The following is a 16,930-nucleotide window of genomic DNA, read 5'->3' on the forward strand; positions in this document are numbered from 1 at the left end:
TAACTTATTTTAGAATTAGAAATTAAATTGTTTTAAGCCTTATTATGAAATATTATTTAACAGTATTGTCTCTCGTATTTTTTATGACTTCCAGCGCATTCTCGCAAGAAAAAGTGGTGAAGTACAAAGTATCGAGCGGTGAGACGATTAATCAGATTGCACAAAAATTTAAGGTAACGCCTTATGATATCTATCAGCTCAATCCAGATGCAAGAACGGGATTGGTGCCCAATTCTGTGCTGTTGATTCCGACAAAAACAGGAGAAGCAAAAAAAGAAGTTTCTGAAACTAAAACTGTAGTGGCTTCAGGAAAAGAGATTATCCATGAAGTGCAGCCAAAGGAAACTTTTTATAGTATCGAGAAAAAATACGGAATTTCAGATGAAGCTTTAAAAGCTGCAAATCCGTTTTTGGAAAAAACTGGTGTTCAAATCGGACAAAAGTTAGTTATTCCAGCAAAAGGATCTGCTCCAAAAGCAGCGACAAAACCTGCTAAAGAAAAAGGTGCCGAAAAATATGTTTATCATGATGTTCAGCCAAAAGAAACAAAATTTGGTATTGCAAAACAGTATAATATTACGGTTGACGAATTAGAAAAACGCAATCCAGATATTGTTAACAGCTTGCCAGTTGGTTACAGATTGACGATAAAAGGAACAGCTCCAAAAACAGAAGCTGCTCCAGTAGAAACGGCAAAAGCTGTAGAAAGTAAAAAGCCTGCTGAAACTTCTAAAAAAGCGGTGACTTATATGGAATATCAGGTTAAACCAAAGGAAACTTTTTATAGTTTAGGAAGGGTTTTTCATCTGTCGCAAGAAGAACTAGTGGCATTGAATCCGTCACTTTCTGAAGGTGTAAAAGAAGGAATGGTTTTGAAAGTTCCAACAGGATATGTGGCTCCAGCACCAATTGTTGCTGCACAAGTGCCAGATAAACCTGCTGATTCTTCAGTGTATAAACCAGTTGAAAATACTGGCGGTGGAATTAAAATTGTCGATAAAGTAAAATCGACTGAAAACGAAAACGTGGAAATTGTTGAATTGACCAAAAAGAAAGGTCTTAACGAGCGTAAAAAAGTAGTTTTATTGCTTCCTTTTAATTTGGCTAAAGTACAAAGCGATACTTCTGGAACAGCTAACAGAATTAAAAACGACAAGTTCTTAAACATGACTTTAGATTTTTATGCTGGAGCTATGATGGCGATTGATTCTGCAAAAACATTAAAACTTCCAATAGATGTTGCTATTTACGATTCTCAGGAAACTAAAACAACTTCTAATGTTGTAGGTTTAACTCCGAAGCTTCAAGATGCAGATGCTGTAATTGGACCATTTTACCAAAGTAACGCAGAAACTACAGCAAACATGCTGCGTTCTTATGATGTTCCGGTAATTTCTCCTTTATCAAAAGATAGTGCAAATCCGATAGATAATTTATACCAAACCGTACCTTCAAGTGATGTAATTAGAAATTCGGTTTTTGATTATATGCGTTCTAAAAACGGGAATATTGTAGCGGTAGTAGATAAGAAAAAGGAGTCGGTTATTAATTATATCAGACAAAACCAAAAAGGAGTTGCATTTGCAACTTTAACCGAAACAGGTGGTTTGGATGTGGCTAATTTAAAAAGCTTGTTGATGCCAAATCGAATGAATTATGTTGTGATGGAAACCGGTAATACAGCGATGGTTAAAGCTACGATTAAAGCATTGCTTGATTCTCAAAAAACATGTCAGGTTCAATTGGTGATTTTAGAGCCAAACAGCACATTGGATACAGATGAAATTAGTTTTGATAATTTGATAAAATTGAAATTAATGTATCCTTCTGTAACGCGCGAAAGTGACGAACAGCCAGTTTTAATTTATGAAAAACAATTTCGTTTGAAAAACAAAGCAAATCCAACAACTTATGCAACTAGAGGATTTGATGTAACTTTTGACACGATGATGCGTTTATCTCAAGGAAAAACATTTCAAGAAACAGCTGATTTGATGACGACTCAGCAAGTAGACAATAAATTTCAATATTATAGAAAAGAAGATGGCGGACACGCTAATAAAGGTGTTTACATCTTATATTATGATAGTGACTTAACTTTAAAAGTAGCAAATTAATGACATCAAAAGTAACCTATTTAGGAGATTTAAGAACAAGTTCAATTCACGTGCAATCAGGAAGCGAAATCATTTCTGACGCGCCAGTAGATAATAACGGAAAAGGAGAGGCATTTTCTCCAACAGATACTGTAGCAAACGCATTAGCAAGCTGCATGATGACCATTATGGGAATTAAAGCCCGTGATTTGGAAGTAGATTTTGTTGGTTCTACAGCTGAAGTAACTAAGATTATGAATGCTGAACCAAGAAGAATTGGAGCAATCGAAATTGTATTTCAAATGAAAAGTAATGCTGATGAAAAAAGCAAAACGATTTTGGAACGTGCTGCAATGACTTGCCCAGTATTTCTAAGTTTAAGCAGTGAAATAGAAAAGAGAATTACTTTCAACTGGAATTAATTTTTATTAAAAATAAAAGAAGCCATCTGAGAAAATCAGGTGGCTTTTTTGTTTTATGAATGGTGTAAAAATGGAACAAGAGAGCAACATCTACTTTGCCCTCTTGTCGCTCTTTAACTAACCAATATATTTATTCTGAAAACTCTAATTTTTTAAGTTTATTCCAGCCTCCACGCGTAAAATCTGGAATTTCAACGGGAGCGGAATTATGGTCTAATGAAATTTCGGTTAATGGACCAAGGCAAGACCATTCGGCTAAATCGTACACGTCCATATCCAACGGAAGTCCTTTTTGCAGACAGTGAATTAAACGATAATCCATTATAAAATCCATTCCGCCGTGACCGCCGACTTTTTTGGCTTGTTCTTCGATTCCTTTTGCAATTGGATGTTTGTATTTTTCCATTAATGCTTTTTTCACTTCTTCAGGAACAAAAGAATGAGCACTTAATTTTTCGTGATTTGGTTTTACATCATCACCTAATTCTTTTCCATCCAAAGCATAACCTTCTAATGGATATTTGTTAGCAAAACCTTTTGTACCACTCAATTGATACATTCTGCTGTAGGGACGAGGAGAAGTCACATCGTGCTGAATTTGGATCGTTTTTCCGTTTTCGGTACGAATCATCGTCATGGTATGATCACCGTTTCTAAAATCTTTAATTTCTTTTCCTGATTTTTCTTTGATGTAAGCAGGATTTCCGACGGCTTTTGTATCCATTGAAACCAAGAAATTCATTTTGTCACCGCGATGAATATTTAGTGCCTGACACGCAGGCCCCATACCGTGTGTCGCATAAACATCGCCGCGGTGTTTGATATTGTAATCCATTCTCCAGTTATTCCAGTATTCTCCCCAAAAAGGCTGTAAACCGTGAATATACGAACCTTCAGCATGAAGAATTTCTCCAAAAAGGCCTTGCTGAGCCATGTTTAAAGTAGTCAGTTCGAAGAAATCATAAACGCAGTTTTCCAATTGCATACAGTGCTTTCTCGTTTTTTCTGAAGTATCAATCAATTCCCAGATTTCTTTCATGGTTAAAGCGCCAGGAACTTCAATCGCAACGTGTTTTCCGTCTTTCATGGCTTGAACTCCGATAGAAGCATGATGAAGCCAGTCTGTAGCTACATAAACTAAATCTACGTTTGGCAAAGCCGTTACTTTTCTCCAAGCATTTTCATCGCCATAAAATTCCTGCGCTTTTGGAAAACCTGCTTTGGTTAGAATTTCATTTGATTTTGCTGTATTTTCCTGAGTCATATCGCACAACGCTACAATTTCTACACCCGGAATATGTGTCATACGTTCAACGGCGCCAGGACCGCGCATTCCAAGTCCGATAAAAGCAACACGAACGGTCGGAATCGGATCTGCTGCCATTCTCAATACATCTTGCTGTCCTTTTGCACGCGCAGGAGTTTTGGTCTTAATCATTTGTGCGGTTGCAATTGTCCATCCGAACAAAAGAAAAAGGATGATTAGAGGTTTAAAAAAGGTAGTTTTCATAAGTTGGTAATTTGGTGTTCAAAAAATGCTTTTAGGGCATTTATTTTAATTAGTTGGATGTGATTTTTAACACATAGAAACATAGTCATTGCAAACTAAAAAAAGGCGTTTCACTAATTTTAATGCACATAGAGCTATGTGTTAAAGCTTGCTTTTTCTCTAATCTTAAATAGAAGCAACAAAAATCTATGTTTCTATGTGTTAAATTGAATCTTTTATAGCTGGTAATTCTAAAAGTAACCTCTCTAATGAACCAAATTAGAGAGGTTTTCAAAAACAAAACAGATTCTAAGAATTCCTATAATTATTTTTGACTACTAAATCTTTTCATTAATGGCGTTACATGTTTTTGAGTGTCATCATCTAATGAAGCCAATGCCTTATCTGCTTCGGCTGGTGCATATTTTGTTAATCCTGTTAATCCTGCAGCAATTACGTTGTATGATTGTTCTTTAATGCTTTCTTCCATTAACGTTTTGTAAGAAGCATCGCCAGTAGAAGCCAATTTTACAATTGCATTTGCTCTTGCAATGGTCTTTTTATCGTTTTTTGCAATGTCAAGCAGTGATTTTAAAACCTGATCTTTGGTTTGTTTTTCATTTAAATCAATTGCTTTGATGCTCAACACTCTTAAATCTTCTTGAGGATCTTTTAAACCTTCTAATAAAATAAGCTGTGATTCCTGACTTCTGTCTTTTGAAGCAAATTTTATAGCTTCAATTCGGTTATAATACGATGGTGCATTTTTATATTGAAAAAGATAATCAGCAACCGTTTTTTTATCGACATTAACTTCTCCAACTAGGATTTTATCTGGATCTAGATCAATAAATTCAGGTTTTGAAGGAAGATCAAAACTGAAACTTTGTTGTCTTTTATCAATTAAAATATTCTTTCTTATTTTAGTTCCGTTTACGTAAAAATCAACTTTTAAAGGCAGGCTAAAGGTTTGCACCGAACTATCTTGAGATTGACTTATTGTAATGGTAACTTTTCCGTTAGCGTATTTGTAAGTCACATCCAGAATCGGACTTCCAGCATTATAATACCATTGATCAAAATAAGGCAGCCAGTCTTTTCCAGTCACTTCTTCCATCGATAAACGCAACTGATGTGGTTCGCCAGATTTATAAGCGTTTGTAGTTAAATAATGATTTAAACCTTTAAAAAAAGCTTCATCACCCATTTGGTTTTTCATGGCATACAAAATAATCGAACCTTTCGAATAGCTGATATTATCAAACATATCGTCTGCGTTTCTGTAATGAAAACGGGCTAAGATAGGACTGTCACCATTTTTTTGAGAGCGTAGATAATTCTGCAATTTTTCATAACGAGATCTGTCTTCACCATCTTGTCCGGCATCATGCCCATGCCAAAGCACTTCTCCAAAAGTGGCAAACGATTCATTCATGGTTAAATTTGACCAAGATTCAGCCGTTACATAATCTCCAAACCATTGATGAAAAAGTTCGTGAGCAATGGTACTTTCTTGATTATCATCTAGTAATTCTCGTTCTGTTTTCTGAACATATTCACCATGAACGGTTGCCGAAGTATTTTCCATCGCACCCCCAAAATAGTCTTTCACCACAATTTGAGCATATTTTGCCCATGGATATTCTACACCAAGCATTTTGCTGTAAAAATTCATCATGTCTGGCGTTTTATAAAAAATCTGTTTGGCGTACGGTGCATATTTAGGCTCTAAATAATAGCTGACTTCTTTACCGTTATAAGAATCTTTATAGATTTTAAAATCACCAACGGCCATCATAAATAAATAAGGCGCATTTGGCTGTTCCATTTTCCAGATATCAGTTCTGGTTCCATCTTTATTTACTTTTTGGGAAGCTAATTTACCGTTTGAAAGCGTGGTATATTTTGCCTCAACAGTCATTGCAATTTCAGAAGTTGTTTTCTGATTTGGTTTGTCAATTGTCGGGAACCAGCAAGAAGAAGCTTCAGTCTCGCCCTGAGTCCATATTTGTGTTGGTTTGTCACCTTTTCCATCAGGATTAATAAAATACAATCCGTTTGAATTGGTAATCGATTCGCCAGCTTTGCTTTTCAGCTCTGCTGGTTTTGCGGTGTAATTAATGAAAATCGTGTACTTTTCAGTTCGTTTGTATTTTCTGTTTAAAGCAATAGAAAGTTCTTCGTTATCGTATTTGTATTGTAAGGGAATACTTTTTTTACCATCAATAATAGCGATTTCTTTAAAATCCATTCCTTTTGCATCCAATTTAAGCGAATCGGTTTCGTAGAAATGAGGTTTTAAAGTAATCCATTCTTTTCCGTACAAATAACGTTTTCCGTAATCGAATGAAACTTCCAGTTTGGTATGGATTAAATCATGTGTTTTTAAAGGCGTAGCGCGGTAAATGGATAATTCATCAACCTTTTCCGTTTTGTTTTGTGCCTCTATTTTTGGTGCCATCAAAAGGACAAGACCAAAAAAAGTATATTTTAAAAAATGGTTTTTCATTTTTATTGTTTTAGAAAGTTCTTTACAGTTTTTCGATAATTCTGACTTCACCGTCTTTTTCATCTTCACTCAAAATATTAGATGGTTTTTTGGTGTAAGACAATAAAGTCCACTGCACTATTTTATTTGTAGGATATAAATTGGCTTGAGTTTTAATCCATTTTTCAGCCTCTTGCGCAGAAGAAGTTTTTTCTATTGCCCAAGCCGTAACCAATTGATTTGCCGGAAGGAAATTCATAACCGTATTATCAATCACAGGACGGAAAGCGACAATTTTGTCCAAAGATTTAGAAGCCATTTCTTTGTTTCCTAAATTGGTATAACATTCATAATCCAGCCAGTTTTCTAATCTTTCATCTATGTTTTCGTCATACGGTTTTCCAACGCCTAAATTCTCTGGAAACAGTTTGGCATCGGCAATAAATTGTAATGCTTTTTTGTACTGCTTGTTTTTGATTTCTGCTAAAGCCTGCATCAATTTAGCTTCGTGATACAATTGTCTTCCTGCTGTTGCGCCTTCAAACGGAAGGATTTGCAATTTGGTCAAGAACGAATCTGCTTCGCGGTATTTTTTATTTAGTATTAAAGTTTTAGCGTAAAGCATTCCAATCAAATAATTATCTTGATGTTTTTTATAGAAAGACTCTGCCGTTGTAAGTGCTTTATCAAATTGTTTTTGAGCAATATAATGTTCTGCCAGCATTTTATGGTATCTCCAGCCTTGTGGATCTAATTTTATTGCCTGTTGAAGACTTGCCAATACGATTGCCGAATCATCTTTGAATAAAGAAGCTTTTGCGCCGTAAAATGCAGGATCAGTTGGTGTTGTACCGCATTGTGAAAACAATTCTTTAGCTTCTGAAATACGATTGCGATTCCATTCAATTAAACCTAAATGATATTTTAATTGATACTGATCGTTTGTTTTAATTAATGATTTTAGGATTTCGGCAGTTTCATTTCTAAAAGGGAAACTAGTTCCTGGTTTGATTTTGCTTACATCAACCGATTTATTTTCTAAAAAGGCTTTCCAATAAATAATTTCAGCACTTGGTTCAGCGATAGAAAATACTTTTAAAGCTTCTTCTTTTCGGCTAATATTATTGTACCAAATTCCTAATTCAAGAAAAGTCTGTTCTGGCATTTCGTTTTGAATCGCTGTAATAAAAGCATTTTTTGAATCGTTTGAATTGTTCAAAAGGTATTTTTCAAAATCAGCAAAATGATTCAGCGGATCCAATTTTGTAATGGTTTTTAAAACCAAATTTGCTTTATCTGAATTATTCTGTAGACGATATAAAACCGCTAAAACCTGTAAACCTTCAACATTGTATTGATTATAGATTAAACTTTTCTCAGCATATTCAACCGCTTTTGAAAGATCGTTTTCGGCTAAATAAATTTTGCTTAAAGCAGTATAAGCAGGACTTCTAAATTCAACACTTGCAGCTGCAATATCAAAACCGTCTTTTGCATCGGTAGTATTTCCTAAATGGAAATTTGCCAAAGCATAAAAATAATTGGCGGAAGGATCGTAAGTGTCTATTGATAACGCTTTGCTTGCTGAATTTACAGCCGCTTTGTAATCTAGTTTTCTGATTTGCAGAGAAGCCAATGCAGAAAGAGCAGGAGCGTAGTTAGCATCTAATTTTAAACAGGCATTTAATTTGTCTTCGGCAAGTACATAATCTTTAAAACTGATGTAATTTTTCCCCTGCAAATACAATCCGTAAACCGAATTATGATCAAAATCTTTTGGTATTTCTAAAGGGCGATTGATATTTCCGTCTTCTGGAGCAGAATTCCAAACCAATTTATTGCCGCCTAAAACAAATTTCAATTTATTTGAATCGACTTTTACTTGAATGGAATCTTTGAACGTTTGCATGGTATTCAAAGCAATATCTTTAGAATACACTTTTTTGTCATTTTCAAAAACTTCAATTTTTTCATTTAATTTTTGAAGGGGAGAAAAATAGATTTTCAGCCAGCCGTTTTCGTTTTTAATGTTGACTGAACCATAATTGTTGGCTTTTACAAAACCTTTTGTGTGTTTTACAGGAAACCAATATTCGGTCCAAGTATCCGTTTGATATGGTGCAAATGAACGTTGTTTGAAAGGCGTAAGATTACTGCCTTCGCTCGCTTGATTAAACAATCTTCCGCTTTGCACTTCTACATATTGTCCGTCAGTATCCGTCAATAATTTTTCCCAAATCATGCCTTGCTGCGACAATCCCCAAATCCAGATTTTTTTACCCGGTTTATCGTCGTGATTGCCATATCTTCCCATTCCGAAATCTTCGTCATGATAATATCCGCCAAAAAAATCATCATATTTCCCGAATACGTGATACGATTTGTAACCGCCAAAATTGTTGTTTTTGTAGAAAGATAGATCTTTGCTGTTTTCTTTGTCAATTGGCCACGAATTGTATTCTCCGTTATGACCAATATAAGTTTGTCCCGGATAAATAAATTGCAGATTTTCGGCTGCTTTTATACCCGTATTCATCCAAGTATAATAAGGCTGTTCGAATTCGGTTGTGTTTGACCAAAACGAATTTGTGGTAAAATAGGCTTTGTCTTTTGGCAGATTGATGTCTAATTTCCAAGAAGTTCTCGTCAATAAATCTAAAACCCCGATAACGCAGCTAATGCTTCCGTCTTCTCTGTTTATGATTTTGTAATCGACAGGAGTGGCGCAGTTTGGCGTGTGTCCGATAATTCCATAATTGCCTTCAACACCTCCGCTTGTCCACGGTCCGCGCATGGCAATGTCTCTAAATTTTACAACATGATTATTGTAAACAATATCTTTTCCTGTAGATTTTTCTATAGCCGACCAGACTTTTCCGCCAATTTCAGGCAGAATCATCAATTTGATATAATCGTTTTCAATTTCGATTACTTTCCATTCTTTCTGAACGGGTTTATCGGTAAAACCATCAAAACGAAAATACGGATAAAACTTAGTATCTGGTTTCGGAATCGGATCAGGATCTGAAAACGGATATGTGGTAAATACTTTTTTGTATTCTTTTATAGTGGGTTTGTTTTGTGCTGAGACAAAGAGGCTTCCAAGGAGTAAAAAGGATAGTAATGGTCTAAATTTCATAATGGAGAGCTTGGTTTTTTGGTTGTTTTTTTGCCACAGATTACACAGATTAAAAGGATTTTTTTTAAATCTGTGTTAATCTGTGTAATTTGTGGCATTAAATTTTAGTTGTATTTACTTCACAATCAATAACCAGCCTTTTCCTTTAGAAACTGGTATTTCGTCTTTTGTTGTGAACGTTTTTGCAGGTTGGAAATTGGTAACCTCTGGAGCTGTAATTGTTGCTTTTGCAGGATTGATTCCCAGTTTTTTCCAATCGATATTTAGTTTCACATTAACATCAGCATCTGCCCAGCTTGCAATCGAAATTAAAGCCGTTCCATTCTTTTTATAAACTGTTGCAAGAACTTTGTCATTGTTTGTTTTTACAGGACAGTTTTCGCTCCAATATCCAATCATTTCAGAACCTTTGATTCCGAAAGAATCCCAAAGTTTCCAGATGTTTCTTGGGTCAGCGCCATCGCTCCAAGGTAATCTGTTTGTCATTCCGTAAACCATTCCTCTCCACGGATTTCCTCCATCCTGAAGCATTTCTCCCATTAATCCAAACGGAATTCCGCTTACCTCAGTCAAGAAAAAGTCAGGCTGATTTTTCTCGTAATCAAAATATTCTCCAAACCATAATTTATTGATGTACGGAAAGTGCTCCATGTATAAGTTGGCACTGTTATTAAATCCGTCGCTTTTATTGTATTGGTTCGCGCTATGTAGATCGATAATTCCAGGATGACTGTCTTTAGTTAAAACTCTTTTGATACGTTTCATTGTGATTCTGTCGAAAGCAACGTCGTCTAGATAAATTCCGTCAATACCCACATTTTGAGTTAGCCAATTCATTCCTTCTACATAATAATTGTGCCAACGGTTCATACCGCTATTAACAATTGCTGCATCTTTAATTTCAGGAACAAACCAAGCTGCGATATAATCGTCGCCCACATGTTCTTGAAGCCAAGAGAATCCGCCACCTTTTCCTGGAGAATAGATTTCGTGACCTAAACTTCTAAGAGCAAAAGTCTCATAAGCTTTGTTTGAAACCTCTCTAACCGTATTGTAGATTTTTACTTTTAATCCTTTTTCATGCGCTTCATCGATATACGATTTCATCTTTTTAAATTCGATAAAAGGATAATTGATATACGGATTGATTGCATTTGCGTGGTGAATATTAATTACCGTTGCACCAGTTTTAGCAATAGAATCGATTGGACTGTATTTGTGGTAAAACTTTGTATCCCATTGAAAATCTGTGTTAATTGTATGGAAAGGGGTAATTAACAAATTGAAATTATAGTATAACACTTCTCCTTTTTTCATTGTTCTAGCTCCGCTGTACGCATTTACTAGAACCGATTTTTGGTTTGGTGTAATCGTAATTCCACCTTTATTTTCGTTACCCCAAGAAGTTGGCAATAACAAAGGTTTTTGTAAATAGAAATTCGTGTTTAATGGACGGCTGTATTTTTCGTCTCTTAAAGAAAACTGCAATCCAGAATTTACAGCACCAATCCAAGCGCCGTCTTGATTTTTATGAGCTACATCCCATTTCCAGTCGAAAGTTGCAGGGCGATCTCCACCTTTTTGACCTAATCCCATCATGTATTTTGCAGATGCTGGCTGCATTGGCATTTGGAAATTAATATCATTAAAGGTAACGTATTCAAGAGCTGTAACTTTCACAATATAATGTACAAAACCGTCAAATTCAACAGAAGCATTTACATCCATTTGAACCGATTTTGAAGTTGAAGTGTTTTCCCAAGAAACTATTCCAGCTTCTTTTTTAGTGAATTTTACACCGCTGTTTTTCCATTGCGCTTCTTTTCCAGAAGCGTCAACAAAATGAAAATCGATTGGTGAGCTTAAAACATCATTTGCTTTTGCTGTTACAGAAGTCATTTCTGGAGTAAAGAAAGTCTGAATTTGCGCTGGGAATCCGTTTGGAGCTAAAACCAGTTTTCTTCCTAATAAAGCAATTTCAGAATTGTTTACGACTAATGGAGTATAAGGAGCAATAACGGTATTTTCCTGAGCTAATGTTGAGTTTAACCATTTTAGACGTGTCATTTTTTCTGGACTGTCGATGCCTCCGTTTTTCGTTACTTGGTTAGAAACCGTAATTTGTAGATTGATTTCTTTTGATTTCCCGTCAGCAATTACAGTTGCTTTTCCGTTGTAAGTCCCTGCAGCAGCTGTTTGCGGAACATCGATACCGCACCACATTGCTTGAATTTTTCCTTTTGAAACAGAAACCGTATTGGTGAAAGGATTACCGTCATATTTAGTTCCGTCAGTATTGATACAGCTAATATCTTTCGCTTCGATTGTTGCGCCAGTTGTACTAACTAAATTAGTAAAAGTTACTTTTATGTTTTTTAAATCTTCAAGAGCATAAACCCCTAATTGAAAAGCTAAATATTCGCCCTTCATTGCCGTATCTGAAAAATTGTTTTGAACGCCCTTCTGAATCCATCTTTGTGGCAAATCTGATTTTAATTTGATAGAATGTTCTCTGTCTTCTGGGAAAACCAAGAAAGAATTTCCGCTGTTTTTTGCCACAAGAGCAGAAGTTTCAGCAGCTGTAGCAATTACTTCCATTGGGTAAAAACTATTGAAAGCATTTACACTCTGAATCTCTGTTACAGCGGCATTGTCTTTTAAGTTTGCCTTTATGTTAGAAAGCCATTTAGCATCGGCTTTATCTTCAGGTTTCTGATAAATTCCTTTTGGGTAATTTGCAGTTCCTTCATCAACATAAGGCATATAATAAACGTAGTATGTTCCTTTTCCTGAAATGGGTTCAAAGAAAATAGTTCCTTTTTCTCTATTGATATTTTCGGTTTTTATGTTCTGAATTTCTTTTCCAGATGCATCCTGAACGATAATCTTTTTAAGTTCTGGATTTGTGTCTCTTCTTCGCCATTCGATAGTCGTTTTAGCAACATTTCCTGAGCCAGAAAAAGCAACTACAGCGCGGTGATTTCCTAATTGATTCGGATTCCAGCTCTCATTTCCGTCTGAATATTTAATTTGTGCAATTAGAGGAATGCTGATCGTGATAAAACACATTATCAATATTCTGCTTAAAAGCGTTGTGTTGTTTAGGTTTAGTTTCATTGTATTGTATAATCAGGTTAAATAGTATATTTTGAGTTTAGTAAACGGCTTTCCATCCTTGTTTTTTCCAGTAGGCAATAATGGGTTTGTAAGGCCCATATTTATGCTGTTCTTCAGAGAAATTATCATTAAACGGACTGTGTGCATAATCGATCGGTTTGCCCATTTTGTTTGGATAATCCAATGTTTTTGGGTTTGGTCTTGTATGTTGGGAATCGTCATTTACATAAGCAGCAATATCAAGCGCTTGTTTGTCTGTAAGATATGGTTTTCCAAGTTGTACTTTATCATAAGGCATATTGCTTTTTAACCATTGCGCCTGTTTGATTACGCGGTGCATGCTTGAGCCTGGCTGATAACCGTATTGTCCCCAAAGAGGAGGGTAGGTGTAACCCGATTTGTCGGCATTGTAAACTCCTTCACCATTGTTTCCGTGGCATCTTGCGCAGTTTTCAGCAAATAAAACTTTTCCTCTTTCTGGACTTGCGGCAACATCTGGAAATTCGATTTCCAAATTTTTAGCTCCTTTGAAATTACCATCTTTTGGCACAAATTTGCTGATCCATTTAAAGTATGATAAAAATGCCACCATTTCTTTACTGTCCAGCGGAAGCGGTTTACCAGAATGTGGGCGCATAATGCAGTTATTAACTCTTTCTGCTAGTGTCAGCACCTTGTTTTCGCGCCCGCGATATTGTGGATAATTATCGTGTGAAGACATCAAATTGAACGCATGAGGTTTTGTTCCTGCATCTTGATGACAGTTGGTGCAGTTCATTTTATTGCCTAAATATTGTCCGTTTTTTCCGTTTGGCCCAATGTAATAAGCCGTTTTCATCATTAATTCTCTACCGTAACGAACCGATTCTCCAAATTGATCGTCAGGAATTTTAGAGGTGTCGATTGTGATATAGCTTTCATCTTCTTCTCCTTCTTCGGTTGTTTTTGAAGCCAAAGTCTGAGAATTGCTTTTGGTACAGGAATTGAAAACAGCCATTGATAATGCTGAAAAAAGTCCGATAAGAATTGTTTTTTTCATGTCTATTATTTTTATCCTAACAGGTTTTAAAAACCTGTTAGGTATTTATTCTTATTTTATTTAGACCTGCAAGGTTTTGAAAACCTTGCAGGAGAGTCATTTTTCTAATTCAAAAAAAAAGGTTTCAGTTTTTCTTCTGGAATAAAGATGGTTCTATAAGGCGGAATTTCAGATTCTAAAGCCCATAACAGAACTCCTTTTTTATTGGTTAAAACGGTAATATGTCTTTTAGAGCAACAAACCAAAAAGAGGTCTTTATTGATCATATAAGCGCTTCCCATTCTATCGTTGTATATATCTTTTGGTAATTTGATATGAAAATCAAGTTTTACATCATTATTTTTTTCGTCCACTTTTAAGGCAAAAACAGAAGATTGTTTGATATCGACTCCATTATCAAAAAACAATAAACTTCCTTCTTGATCGATATGTGCGGCATGTGCCTGAGAGAAATTGGTATCTGGAGCCATTTTCATTGTGCCGCCTTTTCCTAATTTCCAGATTACTTTTCCAGTTTTAGAATTGATTTTCCAAATCTGACCGTTATTATAGAATGAGATTAAGAAATTTCCATCTTTATCGTAACTCAAACTGTTGGCATGCGTCCAATCCTTTTTAGTTTTAAGTAAATCTTTATCTTTAAACGGATCTAAATCATCAAAAACGCTCCATTTCCAAAGCTGTTTTCCTTTTTTATTTAAGATTATAATTCCGTCTCCGTTGATTGTATCTTGTTTTTTCCCTCCAATAGAAGTCAAATCGATTATTTTTTGCTCAACAGTTAAAGCGACAATTTCGTCTGCCGATTTTTTTATGATTTCATGATGAAGAACCTGCTTCAAATCGCCTTGTCCTTTTTTGATGTGGGTTAAAGTATCGCCTTGAAGATTAATTTCTAGGATTTCACTTCCATAACTTGTTGGTTCATCATTTGTTCCCAAAATAGAAAGAATGGTTTGCTCTTTTGTAAAATGAGTAACTTTAAATCCAGTTCCTTCAAGCGTATGATACCATCTTAAATTTCCTTTATAATCTACAATATAAGCCGTTCCAGGAGTTTCTCTTTTCGCTAAAAGCATAAAGCCTTTTTTGAAGTTTTCAGGAAGCAATTCTGGTTTCGGACAATTGGCTTTGAATTGTTTCTGCAGCCATTCTGGAAGCTTTCTCGATTTGAAAGTATAAATTTTACTGGTTTGTTTATTGCCGTCTTGAACTGTAACTAACTGAAAACTATAATTGGTTTCAGGAGTTATGTTGCAAAGTACCAACGAGTGTTTAAGACCTGATTTTGAAATAGGAGAGATTATTTTGTGTTCTATTCCTTTTTTGTCAGACCAATATTCTGCATATACCTGAGCTTGGTCATTCGTAGTAACATCGATCTGAATTTTCAATTCGTTGTTGCCATGAGTGCCAATATTGATATTGGAGATAATTTGGTTGTTAGAACAACTTGCCAATGCAAGCAGGACTAAAATAAAACTTCCTATTTGTATTAATTTTTTGATCATCTGAAAAGCTTCTTTTGTGAAACAGAAAAGTACTTTTATTGTTATAAAAATTCAAGAACAGACAGACATTTAACTGTCTGTTCTTGATTTAGATATTCTTTATTGTCTGTCGGCGTTACTTAAGTTTGGATTAAGGTCTACCTGACTCTGCGGATACGTGTAATATTTGTTTTGCGGCATTTTGATTAAAGCTGCCTCACCAACTCTAAGGTGGTATGCATTTACCAAAACATCATATTTGTTCATTCTGATTAGATCTGAACGACGTTTTCCTTCGTAGAAAAGTTCCCAACCTCTTTCTTGTAAAATAGCATCTCTCAAACTAGTTTGCGTATGATCTGATAAAACTAGAAGTTTTGCATGCGATCTTCCTTTTACTTGATTAATAAGGTCAATCGCCTCTTGAGTTGGCCCACTGATTTCGTTTAATGCTTCAGCTCTGCTTAACAAAACATCTGCATAACGAAGAATATTTACACTATGACCATCATAATATGTAGTAGTTTCATCATCTGCATATTTTTTTGTAGAAACGTCTTGCATGTAGAATTCTCCAGCAGGTGGTTGAGCTCCCAATGAAGGTGCTTGTTTATGAAGAAGACCATCTGTACCCATAAATTCCGGGAAGAAGCATTGTTTTCTTTCGTCTTCATCACCAAAAGTGTTGTAGAAATCCCAGTTTACGGTATAATACTGCCATCTATTTTGAACAACAGGATGATCAACTGGACCAAAGTGGTTTAATAACTCTGTTCCGTTTGTGTTGGCGTCACTCAAAGAAGAGAAGATGTTTTCGCTGCACCATTTGTTACTTTCTTTAAACAAACCTAAGTAAGAAGGATAAAGTTGGTATTCGTTTAAATCCATTACTTTTTGTGTATAGGTAACTACTTTTTGCCAATCGTGGCTTCTCAAGTATAATTTTGCTAATAATGTGAGAGCAGCACCTTTTGTAGCGCGTCCCACATCATTTGTACCATAAATATCATTGTTTTTATAATTAACCGGAAGAACATCAGCAGCTTCAGTCAATTCTTTAATCATAAAAGCATCGATTTCTTCTACAGATGATGGCGGAGTTTGTTCTAAATACCCAGGATTTCCAAGGTTGGCTTCGGTAATCAAAATTACTGGCCCCCAAGAATCTGTCAAATCCATGTAAGCAGAACATCTTAAGAATTTAGCTTCTGCAATAAATTGTGCTTTTTCTGCAGCTGTAATGCCACCCATTGGTGTAATGTTGAAAATAGCATTGTTTGCATTGGCAATCAATTTGTACATCGCGTTCCAGTCTTCTTTCAAAAGACCGTTTGCTGAGTTCCAAGTTCCTAAAGATAATTGTCCTGGATCTCCTCCAAATTGGCAGTGTCCTAAATCTGTAGCAATATCTGTTAGAGCAAAGTGCCTTGTAGCCCAATATGAGAAGTTATCGCCTACAGAAGGTCCTTTTAATCTTCCATAAATGGAATTGATAGCCGCAATAGCATCCGATTTTGTCTGATACCCATTGGTATTAGTCAAGCTGCTGTATACCGTAGGATCCAAATCTTGGTTACACGAAAATTGTGTCCCAGCGGTAAGTAAAAGTAATAAGATTGTATATTTTTTCATTTTAATCAATTTAATGTT

General features: G+C 35.5%; 9 protein-coding genes. 2 read left to right on the top strand and 7 right to left on the bottom strand.

Annotated elements, in window-relative coordinates:
- Positions 1 to 44 precede the first annotated feature (44 nt).
- Positions 45 to 2,117, top strand: a complete 2,073-nt coding sequence (locus AC3Y25_RS10895) for a PBP1 and LysM peptidoglycan-binding domain-containing protein (protein ID WP_489902760.1) — start codon at positions 45 to 47, stop codon at positions 2,115 to 2,117.
- A complete protein-coding gene (locus AC3Y25_RS10900) occupies positions 2,117 to 2,518 on the top strand; it encodes an OsmC family protein (protein ID WP_427872743.1) in 402 nt (133 codons plus the stop codon). The genes AC3Y25_RS10895 and AC3Y25_RS10900 overlap by 1 nt, the downstream gene beginning before the upstream one ends.
- Positions 2,519 to 2,648: 130 nt before the next feature.
- Here the strand turns inward: AC3Y25_RS10900 and AC3Y25_RS10905 are convergent, their stop codons facing one another.
- The 7 genes from AC3Y25_RS10905 to AC3Y25_RS10935 all read right to left on the bottom strand — a co-directional run bounded on the left by AC3Y25_RS10905 (position 2,649) and on the right by AC3Y25_RS10935 (position 16,912).
- A complete protein-coding gene (locus AC3Y25_RS10905; RefSeq protein WP_489902761.1) occupies positions 2,649 to 4,028 on the bottom strand; it encodes a Gfo/Idh/MocA family protein in 1,380 nt (459 codons plus the stop codon).
- A 304-nt stretch (positions 4,029 to 4,332) separates the two neighbouring features.
- Positions 4,333 to 6,516 (bottom strand): M1 family metallopeptidase, encoded by a 2,184-nt coding sequence (locus AC3Y25_RS10910; protein WP_489902762.1) that lies wholly within the window; start codon positions 6,514 to 6,516, stop codon positions 4,333 to 4,335.
- A gap of 22 nt (positions 6,517 to 6,538) precedes the next feature.
- Positions 6,539 to 9,634: a DUF5107 domain-containing protein gene (locus AC3Y25_RS10915; protein ID WP_489902763.1), complete on the bottom strand. Its 3,096-nt coding sequence runs from the start codon at positions 9,632 to 9,634 to the stop codon at positions 6,539 to 6,541.
- 114 nt (positions 9,635 to 9,748) lie between these two features.
- Positions 9,749 to 12,751 (bottom strand): glycoside hydrolase domain-containing protein, encoded by a 3,003-nt coding sequence (locus AC3Y25_RS10920; protein ID WP_489902764.1) that lies wholly within the window; start codon positions 12,749 to 12,751, stop codon positions 9,749 to 9,751.
- Positions 12,752 to 12,788: 37 nt separating this feature from the next.
- Positions 12,789 to 13,790 carry a c-type cytochrome gene (locus tag AC3Y25_RS10925; protein ID WP_489902765.1) on the bottom strand — a complete coding sequence of 334 codons (1,002 nt, stop codon included), beginning with the start codon at positions 13,788 to 13,790 and terminating at the stop codon, positions 12,789 to 12,791.
- Positions 13,791 to 13,894: 104 nt separating this feature from the next.
- The gene (locus AC3Y25_RS10930; RefSeq protein ID WP_489902766.1) at positions 13,895 to 15,301 is read right to left on the bottom strand and encodes an aryl-sulfate sulfotransferase; all 1,407 of its coding nucleotides are present in this window, start codon (positions 15,299 to 15,301) and stop codon (positions 13,895 to 13,897) included.
- 99 nt (positions 15,302 to 15,400) lie between these two features.
- Positions 15,401 to 16,912 (bottom strand): RagB/SusD family nutrient uptake outer membrane protein, encoded by a 1,512-nt coding sequence (locus tag AC3Y25_RS10935; RefSeq protein ID WP_489902767.1) that lies wholly within the window; start codon positions 16,910 to 16,912, stop codon positions 15,401 to 15,403.
- Positions 16,913 to 16,930: the final 18 nt, after the last annotated feature.

This window comes from Flavobacterium sp. LK-23 (assembly GCF_058135255.1).